Source organism: Nonomuraea sp. SYSU D8015 (assembly GCF_008065375.1).
GTDB lineage: Bacteria > Actinomycetota > Actinomycetes > Streptosporangiales > Streptosporangiaceae > Nonomuraea.
The window spans coordinates 83,859-98,794 of sequence record NZ_VJYI01000017.1 but is presented as its reverse complement, the minus strand read 5'-3'; the positions used below and the strand labels follow the sequence as shown (position 1 = coordinate 98,794).

Here is a 14,936-nt window from a genome sequence, read left to right as displayed (position 1 = left end):
CATACCGTTCCCGGACGCACCCTGGTGAGGGGGGAAACGGTCCAGACATAACCTGGGTTAGGAGGCCCGCGCAACGACCGGGCCGTTGGAGCGATCATGACCATGGCCGCGCCGAACGTTGCTGGCGTTTGCGCACTGCCGGCCGAGCTGAACAGCTTCGTGGGCCGACGGCACGAGATAGCCGAGGTCAAACGCCTGCTGTCCGAGGGAAGGCTGGTGACGCTGGTCGGTGTGGGCGGCGTCGGCAAGACCCGGCTCGCCCTGCGAGTCGGGTTCGACCTTCGGCGCGCCTTCCACGACGGGGTGTGGCTGGTGGAGCTGGCCGCGCTGGAGAACCCCGACCTGCTCGTCCAGACCGTCACGGAGACCCTGGAGATCCACGACCGTTCCGTGCGGCCGCCGATGGAGGTGCTCATCGACCACCTGCGGGACCGGGAGACCCTGCTGATCCTGGACAACTGCGAGCACCTGCTGGACGCGTGCGCCGCCATGGCGGAGACGCTGATGCGCTCCGTGCCCGGCCTCCGCATCCTGGCCACCAGCCGGCAGGCGCTCGGCGTCGTGGGCGAGCGGATGATGCCGCTGCCGCCGATGTCGGTGCCGGAGGCCGACGGCGTGCGGCCGACGGCCGAGTCGCTGCGGCACTCCGACGCGGTTCGCCTGTTCGCCGAGCGGGCGCAGGCCGTGGTCCCCGGCTTCGAGATCACCGACGCCAACCGGGACAGCGTGGCGGGGATCTGCCGGCGGCTGGACGGCATCCCGCTGGCCATCGAGCTGGCCGCCGTACGGCTGCGGGCGGTCTCCGTGCAGCAGCTGCTGACCCGGCTGGACGACCGCTTCCGGCTGCTCACGACGGGGTCGCGCGCCGCCATGCCGCGGCAGCAGACGCTCCGGGCGCTGATCGACTGGAGCCACGCGCTCTGCACCGACGCGGAGCGGCTGCTCTGGAGCCGGCTGTCGGTGTTCTCCGGCGGCCTGGACCTGGAGGCGGCCGAGCACGTCTGCTCGGGGGACGGCATCGCCTTCGAGGACGTCTTCGACCTGGTGAACGGCCTGGTCGACAAGTCCGTGCTGGCCCGAGAGGAGCACGGGGCCACCGTGCGCTACCGGCTGCTGGAGACGATCCGCCAGTACGGCCGCGACCGGCTGCGCGACTCGGGCGAGGAGGCGGTGCTGAGGGACCGCCATCGCGACTGGTACCTGGACCTCGCCACCCGCGCCCAGCGGGACTGGTACGGCCCCGACCAGGTGACCTGGTTCGCCCGCCTGCGCGCCGACCACGGCAACCTCCGCACGGCCCTGGACCACTGCCTCACCACGCCCGGCCAGGCGGAGGCCGGGCTGGCCATCGCCACCGCGCTGCGGTTCTACTGGATCGCGGCGGGCGCGCTCCGCGAGGGACGGGTCTGGCTCGACCGGCTGCTGGCCACCGCCCCGGAGCCGACGGCCGAGCGGGCCAAGGCCCTGTGCGTCAACGCCCGGCTCGCGGTCCTGCAGAGCGACTTCGAGGTGGCCGGGAAGACCCTGGACGAGTGCCGGGACCTGGGCCGCCGACTCGGGGACCCGGCGGTCATCGCGGGCGCCGCCTACGTCGGCGGCCTCTCGGCGCTGATCCGGCGTGACCCGGAATCCGCCGTGACCCTGCTCGGCGAGGCGGCCGAAGGCAACCGCGCGGCAGGCGACGAGATGGGCCTGGTGAACTCGCTGATGTACCTGGCCACCGCGCACTCGCTGCTCGGCCACTCCGACCAGGCGACCGCCCAGTTCAAGGAGTGCCTGGCGATCTGCGACACCCGCCACGAACATTGGTTCAGGTCGTACACCCTGTGGGTGTTCGGGATCGAGATCTGGAGGCAGGGCGACACGGCGCGGGCGGTCGAGATGGAGCGCGAGGCCATCCGGCTCAAGCAGCCCTTCGACGACCGGCTGGGCATCGCGCTGTGCGTGGAGGCGCTGGCCTGGATGGCCGCAGGCGACGCGACCGATCGGGCGGCGGTGCTGCTCGGGGCCTCTCAGGAGAGCTGGCGCTCGTTCGGCGGCCCCCTGTTCGGCTATCTGTCCGGCTACCACGACACCGCCGAGACCGTCGCGCGCGAGCGGCTCGGCGAGGACGCCTTCGAGGCCGCCTTCCGCAAGGGGACCGAGCTGAGCGGCGACGAGGTGCTCGCGTACGCGATGGGCCGCGACGCGCGGCCCGTGAAGCGCGCCGCCCCCGAGCCCTCGCCGCTGACCCGGCGGGAGACGGAGATCGCCCAGCTCGTCGCCCAGGGCTTGAGCAACAAGGAGATCGCCGCGAAGCTGGTGATCGCGCAGCGCACCGCCGAGGCCCACGTCGAGCACATCCTGTGCAAGCTCGGGTTCAACTCGCGTACCCAGATCGCCGCCTGGGTCGCCGAGCAGGCCTCCTCGCCGCCCGGGGGCTCGTCATGACCACCGGCCTGCTGACGGACGCGACGACCTTCGTCGGTCGGCGGCTCGAGCTGTCCACGGCCAGGCGGATGTTGTTCACGAGCCGGCTGCTGACCCTGACCGGCCCGGGCGGCGTCGGCAAGACGCGGCTGGCGCTCCGGGTGGCCGACACCGTCAGGAACGCGTTCCCGGACGGGGTGGAGATCGTCGAGCTGGCCACCCTGGAGAACGCCGACCTGCTGGAGCCGACGCTCACCGCCGCGCTCGGGCTGCGCGAAGGGGCCCCCGACCCCATGAGCGTGCTGGTGGACTACCTGTCGGGCAGGCGGATGCTGCTGGTCCTGGACAACTGCGAGCACCTGCGTGGCGCCTGCGCCTGCCTCGTGGAGCGGCTGCTGCGGGCGGCACCCCGGCTGCGGATCCTGGTGACCAGCAGGCAGTCGCTCAGCGTGTACGGCGAGCAGGTCCTGGCCGTCCCGTCGCTGTCGGTGCCCGAGCCCGGCCGGGCCCTGCGGGAGATCGCCCGCCACGACTCCGTCCGCCTGTTCGTGGACCGCGCGGCGAGCGTCCTGCCCGGCTTCACGCTGAACCTGGACAACATGCCCTACGTGGTGCGGCTGGCCCGGCGCCTGGAGGGCCTCCCGCTGGCGATCGAGCTGGCCGCGGCCCGGCTGCGCACCTTGTCGCTGGAGGAGCTGACCCGCGAGCTGGACGAGCGGTTCGACGTGCTGGCCGCCGACGCCCCCACCGCGTTGCCGCGCCATCGCACGCTGCGCGCCACCATCGACTGGAGCTTCGGCCTGTGCTCGGAGGGGGAGCAGCGGCTGTGGGCGCGGCTGTCGATGTTCCCCGGCGGGTTCGACCTGGACACCGCCGAGTGCGTGTGCGCCGACGACGGGGGCGACGGGCTCGACGTGCTCGACCTGCTGACCGGGCTGGTGGACAAGTCGATCGTGGTCGGCGACCGGCGTGACGGCGAGATCAGGTACCGCATGCTGGAGAGCCTGCGCCAGTACGGGAGCGAGCGGCTGGCGCCCGCCGACAGGCGGTGCCTGCGCGCCCGGTACGTCCACCACTACCGCGACCTGGCGGAGCGGCACCGGGTCGACCGATTGGTCTCCGACCAGCTGGAGCGGTACCGCCTGCTGCACAAGGAGCTGGCCAACGTGCGGGCCGCGCTCCAGGCGTGCCTGAGCGACCCGGCGCTGGCGCGGGTGGGGCTGGAGACCGCGTCGGCCATGTGGTGCTACTGGCTGCTCGCCGGCTCGATGGCCGAGGGCCGGTACTGGCTGGAGCGCGGGCTGGAGCTGGTGCCCGAGGGCGGCCGCGTGCGGGCCACCGCACTGTGGGCCGACAGCATGCTGGCCCTGCGTCAGGGCGACGTGGAGGCGGCGCTGCCGCCTCTGGAGGAATGCCTCGTCCTGGCCCGCCAGGCGGGGAACGAAGACATCCTGGCGTACGCCGTCCGGACCTCGGGCGTGGCCGCGTTCTCCAGCGGCGAGCCGCGGCGCGGGCTGGAGCTGATGCGTGAGTCCATGGAGCTGCACCGATCCGTGCAGGACATGGACGGGATCATGTACAACCTCTACTTCGCCGCCCTCTACGGCTCGATCGAGGACCCCGGCCTGGCCGCGGAGTTCGGCGAGGAGATGCTGGACATGTGCGAGCGGCACCATGCGCTGACCTCCCGCGCGTACGCCCAGCTGGCCCTCGGCCTGGCGCGCTGGAACCTGGGCGACTGGCCCCAGGCGGAGAAGCTGATCATGGAGGCCGCCGAGTACTCCGGCGGGATCGACGACCGGTGGTGCCTCACCCAGTGCCTGGAGGTGCTGGCGTGGGCGGCCGGTGCGCGCGGCGATCACGAGCGGGCCGCCGGGCTGCTGGGGGCGGCGCACACGCTGTGGCAGGCGGTGGGTTCCTCACCGGAGCGGCTGTCCTACCACGCGGCCTGGCACGAGCGCTGCGTCGAGCAGGCGGAACGCGCCCTGGGCAAGCGGGCGTTCATCGGCGCCTTCCGCGTCGGCGAGCGGCTCGGCCTGGACCGCGCCGTGAGCTACGCGACCGGACGCGGCTGAGCACCCCGCCGCAGCCGCACCGGTCCTGACAGGCCCGTGCGGCGCTGGCCGGGGAAGACGAAATGCGTCGGGCTGACCTCGTCGAGGTACGGGCCCAGGGTGCCGAGCACGAGGACCTCGACGGTGTTGTCGCCGTCGTCCAGCTCGACGTCGAAGACGTACGGGGAGCACACCCTGACGCCGCAGGGCCGCCCGTTCACCGTGACCTCCGCCGTCCCCCGCACCCGGCCGAGATCGACGACGCCCGGCCCCGCGCAGGCCGTGACGGTGGTGCGGTAGCGCACGCCGCCGCTGTAGCCGGCCAGCCCGTGCTCCTCCCAGTCGCCGAGCCGCATGCGGCCGGGCCCGCAGGTGAACCGGACGGGTCCGGTGAACGCGGCCCCCGCCTGCGCGCCGGGGACCGTGGTCACGCGGAGTTCGAGGCTCCCGCCCTCGGCCGGGACGGCCTTCACGGGGCCGGCCGCGTCCACGTCCAGGCCGGTCATCCCGGGCGGCGGTTCCAGGAGGAAGCGCTCGACCCGCGGGCGGGCGCCGGGCACCGCGAACGTGGCGGGCAGGGCCGCCGGACGCCCGTCGAGCCAGCCGGCCTCGGGCAGCGGATGCGGGCGCGGGCGCAGGCAGAGGGCGGCGGGGTCGCCGTGCTGGCGCCTGCGTACCCGGGGGCGGGGGGACCAGCCGGGGCCGGAGACGGCCAGGCCGTCGACCAGGACCCAGCCGTCCGACTCGATCCTGATCGTGTTGTCGCCCGGTCGCAGCAGGTGGGACACGTCGTAGCGGCGCACGCGCGGGATGTCGGCCTCCGCGTAGGGGTCGAAGCCGCCCTGCCGGCCCGCCTCCACGCCGTTGACCAGCACCCGGCAGAACGCGGTGGAGGCCACCTGCAGCAGCGACTCCCCCTGATCCGCGCCGACGACGGTCTCCAGCGGCGTGCCCGCGATCCATTCGGGGCGGGCGGCGTCGGCCGGGTCGGCCACCAGGCAGACGTAGGCTCGCAGGTCGAGCTCCTCGTCCGGGACGAGCAGCAGCTCCAGCAGGTGCTCGCCGGGCGTGACGGGTTGGCGCGCGACCGCGGCGTACCCCGCGTCGTCCAGCTGCAGCTCCACGCCGTCGAGCCAGAGGGTCTTGGCGGCCGCCGCGCCGATCGCGAGCCACCCCCCGCCGGGGGGCGCGGTGAGCACCGTGCGGAAGCGGGCCTCCGCGCCCGCCCGCACGCGGCCGAACGCGAGGAACTCCGCGGGGACGTGCCCCTTGGGGCCGAGCGTCTCCCGGTGGATCGGATCCTTGCGCAGCCCGCGCGAGGCCGACCACACCGAGGGCGTCCACGGGGCGTCGCCGACGCGCTGCTCCCCTCGCGGGCCGAACGTCACGGCCACGGGCGCCCCGTCCGGGGTCCGCAGCGTCCAGCGTTCGACCGCGCCGCCGCCGCCGAAGTCCGACCAGGTGTCGTCGAGCGTGGGCACGAGCTCGACATCCCATTCGTCCCCGAGGTCGACCTCCACCGGGTACGCGGGCCGCGGCGGCGCGGGCTCCCTCTCGGATCCGTCGAACACCAGCAGCGCGGCCGGCCCGTCGTCGAACGGCACGACCACCTCCACCGCGTCCCCGTCCCGCGTGTGCGGCAGCGCGACGGGCTCGCCGCCGGCGAACGGGCGGGCCAGCAGCGGGGTGCCCCGCACGCCTCTGACGACGACCCGCATGTCGGGGGCGTACCGGGCCGGGTCGAAGTCGATGTCGGCGTCCAGCCAGCCCAGCTCCACGCCGCGTTCCTCGGGCCGTCCCACGCCGATCCTGCTCGCCATGGGGAAGGTGGCGGTCAGGAACACCAGCGTGGTGTCGCCTGCCTCCCGTACGAGGGCGGGCACCGGCGCTTCGACCCGCCTGGGCAGGTCGGCCAGCGCCTCGCCCAGGCCGTCGGGAGACTCCACGTACCGGGCCAGGCCGCCCAGGGCGTCGGGGAGCGCGCCGACGGCGACGAGCCGGCCGCCGGCCGCGGCGAACTCGCGCAACCTGGCGGCGACGTCGGCGTCCAGCACCGTGACGGCGGGCAGGATGATCGCCCGGTACGCCTCGGTGGAAACCGTCAGCCGCCCGTCCTCGACGACCGCCCGCCGCACCGAGTCCTCGTCGATCACGTCGGCGTCGAGGGCCAGCCGGTCGAGCGCTCCCGGCCTGGTGTCGAACCACGCCATGTCGCCGACGACCTGCCGATACACCTCCTGCGCCCGCCTCGCCCACTCCCCGACGCCGCCCGATCCGCCGCAGCCCGTGCCTGCGCCACCCGAGCCCGCCCCGGCCCCTTCCGGACCTCCGCCGCCCGACGCCGCGCCGTCGACCAGGGCACCGTCCGACGCGGCTGCCTGCACAAGGGGGCCGAGTGGGGCCACGCCGGAGCCGGCTGGGGCAGACCCGTCCGAACCGTAAAGGGCCGGGTCGGACGAAACCGGGTCGGACGGCGCCGAATCGCCGGAGGCACCCCACGCACCACCACCCGGCCCGCCACCGCCCGGCCCGACCTCGCCCGGCCCGACCTCGCCCGGCCCGACCGGCCCGGCCCCGCCGGGCGCGGGATCGCCGGGCGCGGGACTGCCCGACACGACGCTGCCCGACACAGCGCTGACCGGCACGGAATCGGCCGAAGCACCGCCGCGCGATGCGGTGTCATCCGGCGCGGCGCCCGCCGGACCGACCGCGGTGCCGTGTGATGGGAGACCGGTCCCGCCCGAAGGGGGGCTCTCCGGGAGGGGCGGGGTGGCGGGCGGCGGGGTGCCGGTCTGGGCGGTGGCGATGGGGAGGAGGACGGCGACGTCGCAGGCGTGGCGGCCCAGGGACAGGGCGGCGCACAGCCGGGCGACGGCGTCGGCGAAGACGCGGTGGTGGCGCCAGTACGGCTGCCGCCAGTCCGTGGACGGCGGCGCCCACTCCCACCAGCCCCGCTTGGTCGTGTAATAGACCGCGTGCGGGTTGTACAACGTGGCCCCGGCCCGCAGCCACGGCAGCAGCCAGTCGAAGGTCTCCTCCAGCGTGCCGCCCCACCCGCTGGAGTGGAACGCCTCGATCCAGGTGCGCGGCCGCCCGTACAGGTGGGCCAGGGAGGAGTGCAGGCGGGCGTCGCCGTGATGGTCGGAGCCGGGCGCGCCGAACCACCGGTGGGTACGCGCGTAGTCGGCGTACAGCCGCACCCCGTCCACCGGATGCCCGGCCCGCGCCGGATCCTGCTGGTCGCACCCGCTCAGCAGCCCGTGCCGCGCGTGCCACTCGGCCAGCGGCCGGAAGAACGCCTCCTCGGCCAGCTCGGCCCGGGTGCGCTGGTACGCCTGCCAGTCCGGGTCCTCAAGGGAGAACGGCCGCCCACGGCGCGCGAGATATTCGGCGGCGAAATGGGACGACCAAGTAGGAAGCGTCGGCAGCTCGTCCTGGAACGACCCGGCGATCACCCGCCCGAACCAGTGCCCCACCCGCCGCTCGAACTCGCCATGCACCCGGTCGAGCAGCACCGCGCAGGCCTCCGGCGACAGGTAGTCGAAGCCGCGCAGCGTGACGGACCCGTCGGCGGCCAGCCACTGGCCAGCGAACTCGGGGCGTTCCTGGACGAGCCGGGCCTGGAGGTCGGCGCCGGAGAAGCCGAGCTGGTCGTAGAACCACAGGTGGGCGCCCAGCTCGTACGCGTCCGCGCACACCCCGTCGAGCAGCTCCCACCACGCCTCGGACAGGAACGGCGGGTCGTCGGCGTCGGCGCCGAACATCGGCCCCGAGGGCGCCAGGTTCAGGATGACGAGGTTGCGCACCCCGCCGTCCACCAGCCGCGAGAGCTGCCACCGCAGCCGGTCGCGGCGCAGCGGCTCGCCGCTCCACCACCAGATCGCCGCCGGCGAGTACTCGCCAGGCGGCGACCCGCGGAAGAGGTCGAAGACGTTCACCCTTTGAGCCCGCTGGAGAAGCCCTTGATGACGTAGCGCTGCAACGCCAGGAAGACCACCACGATCGGCAGCGCGCCGAGCACGAGCCCGGCGAAGACGAGGCCGTGCTGGGAGACGTACTGGCCGACGTAGGCGAAGACGCTCACCGGGATCGTCTCGTAGCCGGAGCCGCCCAGGTAGACCAGCGGGGTGAAGAAGTCGTTCCAGATGAAGACGGCGTTGAGGATCAGCACGGTGCCGGTGATGGGCCGCAGCAGCGGAAAGACCACGCGGGTGAACGCCGTCAGGTGGGAGGCGCCGTCGATCTGGGCGGCGCCGGCGTACTCGCGCGGCAGCGCCCGGATGAACCCGGTGTAGAGGAAGACGGTGAACGGCAGTTGGATGCCGGTGTAGAAGAGGATCATCCCGGCGTGCGTGCCGATCAGCCCCAGATCCGTCACCAGCTCGTACAGCGGGATCATGCCCAGCTGGAACGGCAGCACGATGCCCAGCAGGAACAGGATGTACAGGCCGTAGCCGAGGCGGCTCCGCACGCGGGCCAGGAAGTAGGCGGCGAACGAGCCGAGCGCGATGAGCGCGACCAGGCTGACCACGGTGATCACGGTGCTGTTCACCAGGGACGGGCCGAGCGCCGCGGCCGACCAGGCGGTGGTGAAGTTGCCGAAAGTGGGCGGGTTCGGCGGTGCCAGCGGCGACTGGGCGATCTGCCCTGGGTCCTTCAGGGACAGCGAGACCAGGGTGTAGACGGGGAACAGGAACGCCACCGCCACCGCGATCATGACGATTTCCAGGAGGAAGGTCCTTCTCACGCGCTCACCTCCCGGCCGCGCAGGTAGTAGACCTGGACGAGCGAGACCGCGGCCACGAACAACGCCAGCACCAGGGCGATCGCGGTGCTGTAGCCGAACTTGCCGAAGACGAACGCCTGCTTGTACAGCACCGTGGACAGGGTCTCGGTGGCGTAGCCGGGGCCGCCGTTGGTGGCGGCGAAGACCTGGTCGAACAGCTTGAGCCCGCCGATCGTGGACAGCATCAGGTTGATCGTCACGGCGGGCGCGAGCAGCGGCCAGGTCACGTAGCGGAAGCGTTGGAAGGTGCCCGCCCCGTCGATCATGGCGGCCTCGTGCAGCTCGCGGGGGACGCCTTCCAGCCCGGCCAGGAAGATGACCATGGAGTACCCGGCGTACTGCCACACCACCATGCCGGCGATCGACCACAGCGCGACCGAGGGGTCGCCGAGCCAGTCGACGCGCAGGCCGAGCAGCCCGTTGAGGCCGGCGGACGGGTCGGGGTTGTAGATGTACTTCCACAGGAACGCCACCATGACGGGGCTGACCACGACCGGCGAGAAGAAGACCACGCGGAGCAGGGCCCGGCTCTTCAGCCTGGCGTGCACGCCGAGGGCCAGCAGCAGCCCGACGCCGTTCTGGACGACCACGATGGCCACGGTCAGCAGCAGCGTGTTGCCGATCGAGCCCATGGCCTGCTCGTCGGCCAGGAGCGTGCGGAAGTTGGCCAGGCCGACGAAGGACATGTCCTGGCCGATGCCGCTCCAGTCCGTGAAGGCGTACACCACGCCGCTGACCGCCGGGTAGAGCACCACCAGCGCGTACACCACGAGGGCGGGCGCGGCGAACAGCCAGGGCGGGGTCTCGGGGTTGAAACGCCCCCCAAATCGACGGCGCCGCCCGGCGTGGGCCGGGCGCGTCCGCCGAGCGGTCAACAGGGTCACTTCCGGTATGCCTCGTCCATCTTCTTCAGCGCCTCGTCGATCGTCGAGTCACCGGCCAGCAACTCCTGGATCACCGCGAAGTGCACGGGCTGCACCTCGGCGTTGGGCCAGCGCTGGTCCATGAACGGCACCGCCCGGTCCTTGGTGAACGGCAGGAACGACTCCACGGCCGGGTCGATGGTGGAGGAGGAGTCCTGGGTGAGCGGGATGGCGGCGATCTCCTTGGCCCAGGCGTTGATGTTCTCCTGCTTGCCGAGGAAGTCGATGAACGCCTTGGCCTCTTCGGCGTTCTTGCCCTTGGCGCTCGCGCCGAGCCCGACGACGACGCCGGCCGGGATCCACACCGAGTTCGCGTCGTCGGCGCCCGGCAAGGGGAACATCGACAGGTCGTCGGGCGAGGAGGCGGCCTTGCGGAAGTCCGGCAGGACGGCCGAGACCTGGATCGCCATCGCCGCCTTGCCGGTGGCCACCATGGCGGTCTGCTGCTCGAACGTGGTGCCGTTCGGCTTGTCGTTGAAGAAGCCGCGCTTCTGCAGCTCCAGGTACATCTCCATGGCCTGGCGCCAGCCCGAGTCGGCGAAGCTGGCCTGCCCGGCGAGCTGCTTGTCGTCGAACGTGGGGTCCTTGGCGTAGACGGTCGAGGGCACCAGCGCGTACGTGATGAGCTGGGTGACCCACGGCGTCTGCGCGCCCAGCGCGATCGGCACCACGCCGGCCTTCTTCAGCTTGTCGCACAGCGCGAGGAACTCGCTCCAGGTGGCCGGCGGCGCCTCGACGCCCGCCTGCTCGAAGACCTTCTTGTTGTAGACGGCGCCGATGACCGAGGAGCCGGCCGAGAAGATGTAGGTCTTGCCGTCGAGCTGGAACGCGGGCTTGAACCCCGCGGGGATGGTCTTGGTCCACGCCTGCGCGGACAGGTCGGCCAGCAGCCCGGCCCCGGCGATCTGGGTCATCGACATCGCGCTGCCGTTGCCCGGGTAGACCACGTGCAGGTCGGGGGCGTTGCCGGCGCCGAGCTGGGTGCGCAGCGAGGTCTGCACCTGGTCGGTGGGCGCGTACGACGGGGTGATGCGCACCGACGGCTTGGCCTGCTGGTACGCGGCCGCCAGCTTGTCCATCGCCGCCTTCTGGTCGGCCACGCCGATGAACTTGAGCTCGGTCGCGGCGCCGCTGCCGGTCGTCGCGGTGGTCTCGGGCCGGGTGGAGCAGGCGGTCACGGCCGCGGCCGCGGCGAGGCCGCCCATCATGCGCAGGAACCGCCCGCGGCTCACCCTGGCGTCGTGCAACAGGTCGGTCATGCCCGCGCCACCTCCGGGAAGTGATTGTTAAATTAACAACCGATTTGTTAAAAGTGATGTATCAGCGGAGGGTACGAGTCGCCCGAGACTGGTGTCAAGGGATAAGATTCGCAGCCGGTCACGACGGGTGAGAGGGCTTCGGTGGAGTCGCGTAACCACACCCCCAGCAAGTCGGCCAGGTGGCGGGGCATGGTGGAGCACATCGTCCGCCAGGGCTCCGCCTCGGTGACGGAGCTCGCCGAGAGCTTCGGCGTGAGCGTGATGACCGTGCACCGCGACCTCGACGAGCTGGAGCGCCAGGGCATGGTGCGCAAGGTCCGCGGCGGCGCCACCGCCCAGCCCAGCAACGTCTGGGAGAGCAACATCGCCTACCGGCTCCAGGCCCACACCGCGGAGAAGGACGCGATCGCCCGCGTGGTGGCGGGCATGATCGAGCCGGGCAGCTCCGTCATGCTCGACGACTCCACGACCGCGCTGGCCGTGGCCCGCCACCTGGACGAGCTGGCCCCGCTCACCGTGGTGACCAACTTCCTGGAGGCGATCAGGCTGCTCACCGGCCGCCGCGACATCCGGCTCATCGCGCTCGGCGGCGAATATCACGCCACCCACGACTCGTTCCTCGGCCTCGGCTGCGTGGAGGCGGTGGAGGCGGTCAGCACCGACGTGGTCGTGGTCTCCACCTCGGCCATCTCCGACGAGTACGCCTACCACCAAGAGCAGGAGATCGTGCTGGTGAAGCGGGCGATGCTGCGCGCGGGCGCCCGCCGCATCCTGGCCGTCGACGGCTCCAAGCTGGCCCGCGTGGCCCTGCACCGCGTGGCGCCGCTCGACGACTTCGACGTCATCGTGGTCGACTCGGGCGCCCCCGCCGACCGGCTGCAGCGGCTGCGCGACCGCCACCGCAACGTCCAGGTGGCGCAAATGTAACGCTAAGGGCCGTGATTTGTAACTTGAGTCTTGTTAAAGGCTCACCTGCTTGCTACAAAGTGAGGGCTTTCGGACCCCCACCCAAGGAAGCAAGCATGGATTGCCCCTCGCGTCGATCCTTCTTCGGCCTCGGCGGCGCCGCGTTCGCCCTGGCCTTCACCACCGACCTCGCCCACCCCTGGACCGCGCGGGCGAGCGTGCGCGGCGGCGACTACCCCTTCCAGCTCGGCGTGGCCTCCGGCGATCCGCTGCCCGACCGGGTGGTTCTCTGGACCCGGCTCGCGCCCAAGCCGCTGGAGCCGCTCGGCGGGCTGCCGTTCAACAAGATCAAGGTCGACTGGGAGATCGCCGAGGACGAGGCGTTCACCCGGCGCGTCCGGCACGGCTCCGCCTGGGCCGCCCCCGAGTACGGCCACTCCGTCCACGTGGACGCGAAGGGCCTGCGCCCCGGCCGCGAGTACTTCTACCGCTTCCGCACCGGGGGCGAGCTCAGCCCCGTGGGCCGGACCAAGACCGCGCCCGCGCCGCGCAGCAGCCCCGACGCGCTCAAACTGGCCTTCGCCTCGTGCGCCAGCTGGCAGGACGGCTACTACACCGCCTACCGCCACCTCGCCGACGACAACCCCGACGTGGTCTTCCACCTCGGCGACTACATCTACGAGTACGGGATCGTGCCGACCGGCGGCAACCGCAAGGTCCCGGTGCCCGAGCAGTTCCGGGTGCAGTGCGACACGCTCGACCGTTTCCGCATCCAGTACGGCCTCTACAAGAGCGACCCGGACCTGCAGGCCGCGCACCAGCGCGCGCCGTGGATCGTCACCTGGGACGACCACGAGGTGCTCGACAACTGGGCCGGCCGTCACGGCCCCGGCGGGGAGGTGACCGAGCAGGACTATCTGGTGATCCGCGCCAACGCCTTCCGCGCCTTCTGGGAGAACATGCCCGTCCGCCTGCCCGCCGCGCACGGCCCGGACTTCCGCATCTTCCGCCGGTTCACCTTCGGCGACCTGGCCGAGTTCAACGTGCTCGACACCCGGCAGTACCGCGACGACCAGGTCTGCGGCGACGGCCAGCAGACGGACTGCGCCGCCCGCCTCGACCCGGCCAGGCAGATGCTCGGCCCCGAGCAGGAGGCCTGGTTACTCGACGGCCTGGGCGGCTCGCGCGCCAAGTGGAACGTGCTCGCCCAGCAGATCGCCATGATCCAGCTCGACTTCGACCCGGGACCCGCGCAGCGGCTCAGCATGGATCTGTGGGACGGCTACAAGGCCGCCAAGGACCGCCTGATCACGGGCATGATCGACCGCCGGGTCAGCAACCCCGTGGTCCTCACCGGCGACATCCACTACAACCTGGCCGGCGAGCTCAAGGCGAACTTCGACGACCCCGCCTCACGCACGGTCGGCGTGGAGTTCGTCTGCACCTCGATCAGCAGCGGCGGCAACGGCAACCCCGCCACGGGCCTGCCGCCCGGCGGCAGCGACCCCGTCAACCCCCACCTCAGGTTCTCCAGCTACCAGCGCGGCTACGTCTCCTGCGAGGTCACCCGCACCCAGTGGCGGTCCGACTTCAAGGTCGTCCCCTACGTGGACCGGCCCGGCGCGCCGGTCTCCACCAGGGCCAGTCTCGTCACCCTCGACGGCGTCCCCGGCCTGCAGGCGCTCTAGGAAGGACACGATCATGCGTTACGCAGCCGCCGCGCTCGCCGCCGTCCTGTTCACCACCGGCGCCGCCTGGGACCCCGAGGAGCCGCCCTCGGCGGTGTCCGTCAAGGTCAAGCCCGGCACCTCCAAAGGCACCGGCAAGCTCACCCCCATCGCGGGCGCCGACCGCCTCGTCGCCCCGCTCGGCGTGGACCCCGCCTGCCCCGCCACCATCAAGATCGGTATGCGCAGCGACGCCAGGAAGCCCGCGTACGCCACGATGAACGTCGAGGTCGACCCGCCGCTGACCGCCTCCCGCACGATGCTGACCAGCTACCTGCCGCCCGGCTACGAGCTCGGCGCGAAACTGCTGGTCGCCGTCCCGCCGGAGACCAAGGAAGGCACGTACGGCCTGCGCCTGCGCACCACCGACAAGACGCTGAGCGTGCCCGTCGACGTCATGCCCGTGGACCGGCTCGACAACGGCGGCAACCTGGCGCTGCGCCGCCCCGTCACCGCCTCCTCGCAGCACACCAACGCGAACTACCCGCCCTGCAGCGTCGTCGACGGCGACCGCTCCTCCAACGGCTGGGCAGGCGGCAACGGCTGGAACGACGCCACCGCCCGGGCCTGGCCCGACACGATCGCCGTCGCGCTGGGCGGGGCGAAGCAGATCTCCCGCGTGGACCTGTACACGCTGGACACCGAACGCTACCCCGCCTCCCGCTACGGCGTGCGCGACTGGGACGTCCAGGCGCAGGTGAACGGCCAGTGGCAGACGGTCGCGCAGGTACGCGGCAACACCGCGGGCAACGCGCGCTCCGACTTCGCGCCCGTCACCGCCGACGCGGTCCGCATCGTGGCGCTCGCCTCGAACGGCGCCAACGACTACACCCGCATCATCGAGGTCGAAGTCCGCTGAACGAAGGGAGAAC

The 14,936-nt window shown here is 72.3% G+C and carries 9 protein-coding genes; 5 read left to right on the top strand and 4 right to left on the bottom strand.

Annotation, left to right across the window (positions count from 1 at the left end; all coding sequences use genetic code 11):
• The first annotated feature begins 96 nt into the window (after positions 1–96).
• Both ID574_RS45120 and ID574_RS45115 read left to right on the top strand, forming a co-directional pair.
• On the top strand, positions 97–2,430 hold the full coding sequence (locus ID574_RS45120) for an ATP-binding protein (RefSeq protein WP_188195213.1): 2,334 nt from the start codon (positions 97–99) through the stop codon (positions 2,428–2,430).
• On the top strand, positions 2,427–4,484 hold the full coding sequence (locus ID574_RS45115) for an ATP-binding protein (RefSeq protein WP_188195212.1): 2,058 nt from the start codon (positions 2,427–2,429) through the stop codon (positions 4,482–4,484). Before ID574_RS45120 ends, ID574_RS45115 begins: the two co-directional genes overlap by 4 nt.
• Here the strand turns inward: ID574_RS45115 and ID574_RS60780 are convergent.
• From ID574_RS60780 to ID574_RS45095, 4 genes are read right to left on the bottom strand one after another with little or no spacing between them, the layout of a single operon-like run.
• A complete protein-coding gene (locus tag ID574_RS60780; RefSeq protein ID WP_223167737.1) occupies positions 4,463–8,401 on the bottom strand; it encodes a hypothetical protein in 3,939 nt (1,312 codons plus the stop codon). The genes ID574_RS45115 and ID574_RS60780 overlap by 22 nt on opposite strands.
• Complete coding sequence (locus ID574_RS45105) at positions 8,398–9,210, bottom strand: carbohydrate ABC transporter permease (RefSeq protein WP_223167736.1); 813 nt, start codon at positions 9,208–9,210, stop codon at positions 8,398–8,400. The genes ID574_RS60780 and ID574_RS45105 overlap by 4 nt, the downstream gene beginning before the upstream one ends.
• Positions 9,207–10,133 carry a carbohydrate ABC transporter permease gene (locus ID574_RS45100; RefSeq protein WP_223167735.1) on the bottom strand — a complete coding sequence of 309 codons (927 nt, stop codon included), beginning with the start codon at positions 10,131–10,133 and terminating at the stop codon, positions 9,207–9,209. Before ID574_RS45100 ends, ID574_RS45105 begins: the two co-directional genes overlap by 4 nt.
• Positions 10,130–11,431, bottom strand: coding sequence for an extracellular solute-binding protein (locus ID574_RS45095; protein WP_188195211.1), 1,302 nt, complete (start codon positions 11,429–11,431; stop codon positions 10,130–10,132). Before ID574_RS45095 ends, ID574_RS45100 begins: the two co-directional genes overlap by 4 nt.
• A gap of 189 nt (positions 11,432–11,620) precedes the next feature.
• On the opposite strand from ID574_RS45095, the gene ID574_RS45090 reads away from it, so the two are divergent.
• The 3 genes from ID574_RS45090 to ID574_RS45080 all read left to right on the top strand — a co-directional run bounded on the left by ID574_RS45090 (position 11,621) and on the right by ID574_RS45080 (position 14,923).
• Positions 11,621–12,358 carry a DeoR/GlpR family DNA-binding transcription regulator gene (locus ID574_RS45090; protein ID WP_188195210.1) on the top strand — a complete coding sequence of 246 codons (738 nt, stop codon included), beginning with the start codon at positions 11,621–11,623 and terminating at the stop codon, positions 12,356–12,358.
• Positions 12,359–12,453: 95 nt separating this feature from the next.
• Complete coding sequence (locus ID574_RS45085) at positions 12,454–14,025, top strand: alkaline phosphatase D family protein (protein WP_188195209.1); 1,572 nt, start codon at positions 12,454–12,456, stop codon at positions 14,023–14,025.
• 13 nt (positions 14,026–14,038) lie between these two features.
• Positions 14,039–14,923, top strand: a complete 885-nt coding sequence (locus ID574_RS45080) for a discoidin domain-containing protein (RefSeq protein ID WP_188195208.1) — start codon at positions 14,039–14,041, stop codon at positions 14,921–14,923.
• Positions 14,924–14,936 lie beyond the last annotated feature (13 nt).

Excerpts from the sequence above, each read along its gene's own strand:
- ID574_RS45085 (WP_188195209.1), top strand. The coding sequence starts at position 12,454 with ATGGATTGCCCCTCGCGTCGATCCTTCTTCGGCCTCGGCGGCGCCGCG.
- ID574_RS45095 (WP_188195211.1), bottom strand. The coding sequence starts at position 11,431 with ATGACCGACCTGTTGCACGACGCCAGGGTGAGCCGCGGGCGGTTCCTG.
- ID574_RS45115 (WP_188195212.1), top strand. The coding sequence starts at position 2,427 with ATGACCACCGGCCTGCTGACGGACGCGACGACCTTCGTCGGTCGGCGG.
- ID574_RS45120 (WP_188195213.1), top strand. The coding sequence starts at position 97 with ATGACCATGGCCGCGCCGAACGTTGCTGGCGTTTGCGCACTGCCGGCC.
- ID574_RS45080 (WP_188195208.1), top strand. The coding sequence starts at position 14,039 with ATGCGTTACGCAGCCGCCGCGCTCGCCGCCGTCCTGTTCACCACCGGC.
- ID574_RS45090 (WP_188195210.1), top strand. The coding sequence starts at position 11,621 with ATGGTGGAGCACATCGTCCGCCAGGGCTCCGCCTCGGTGACGGAGCTC.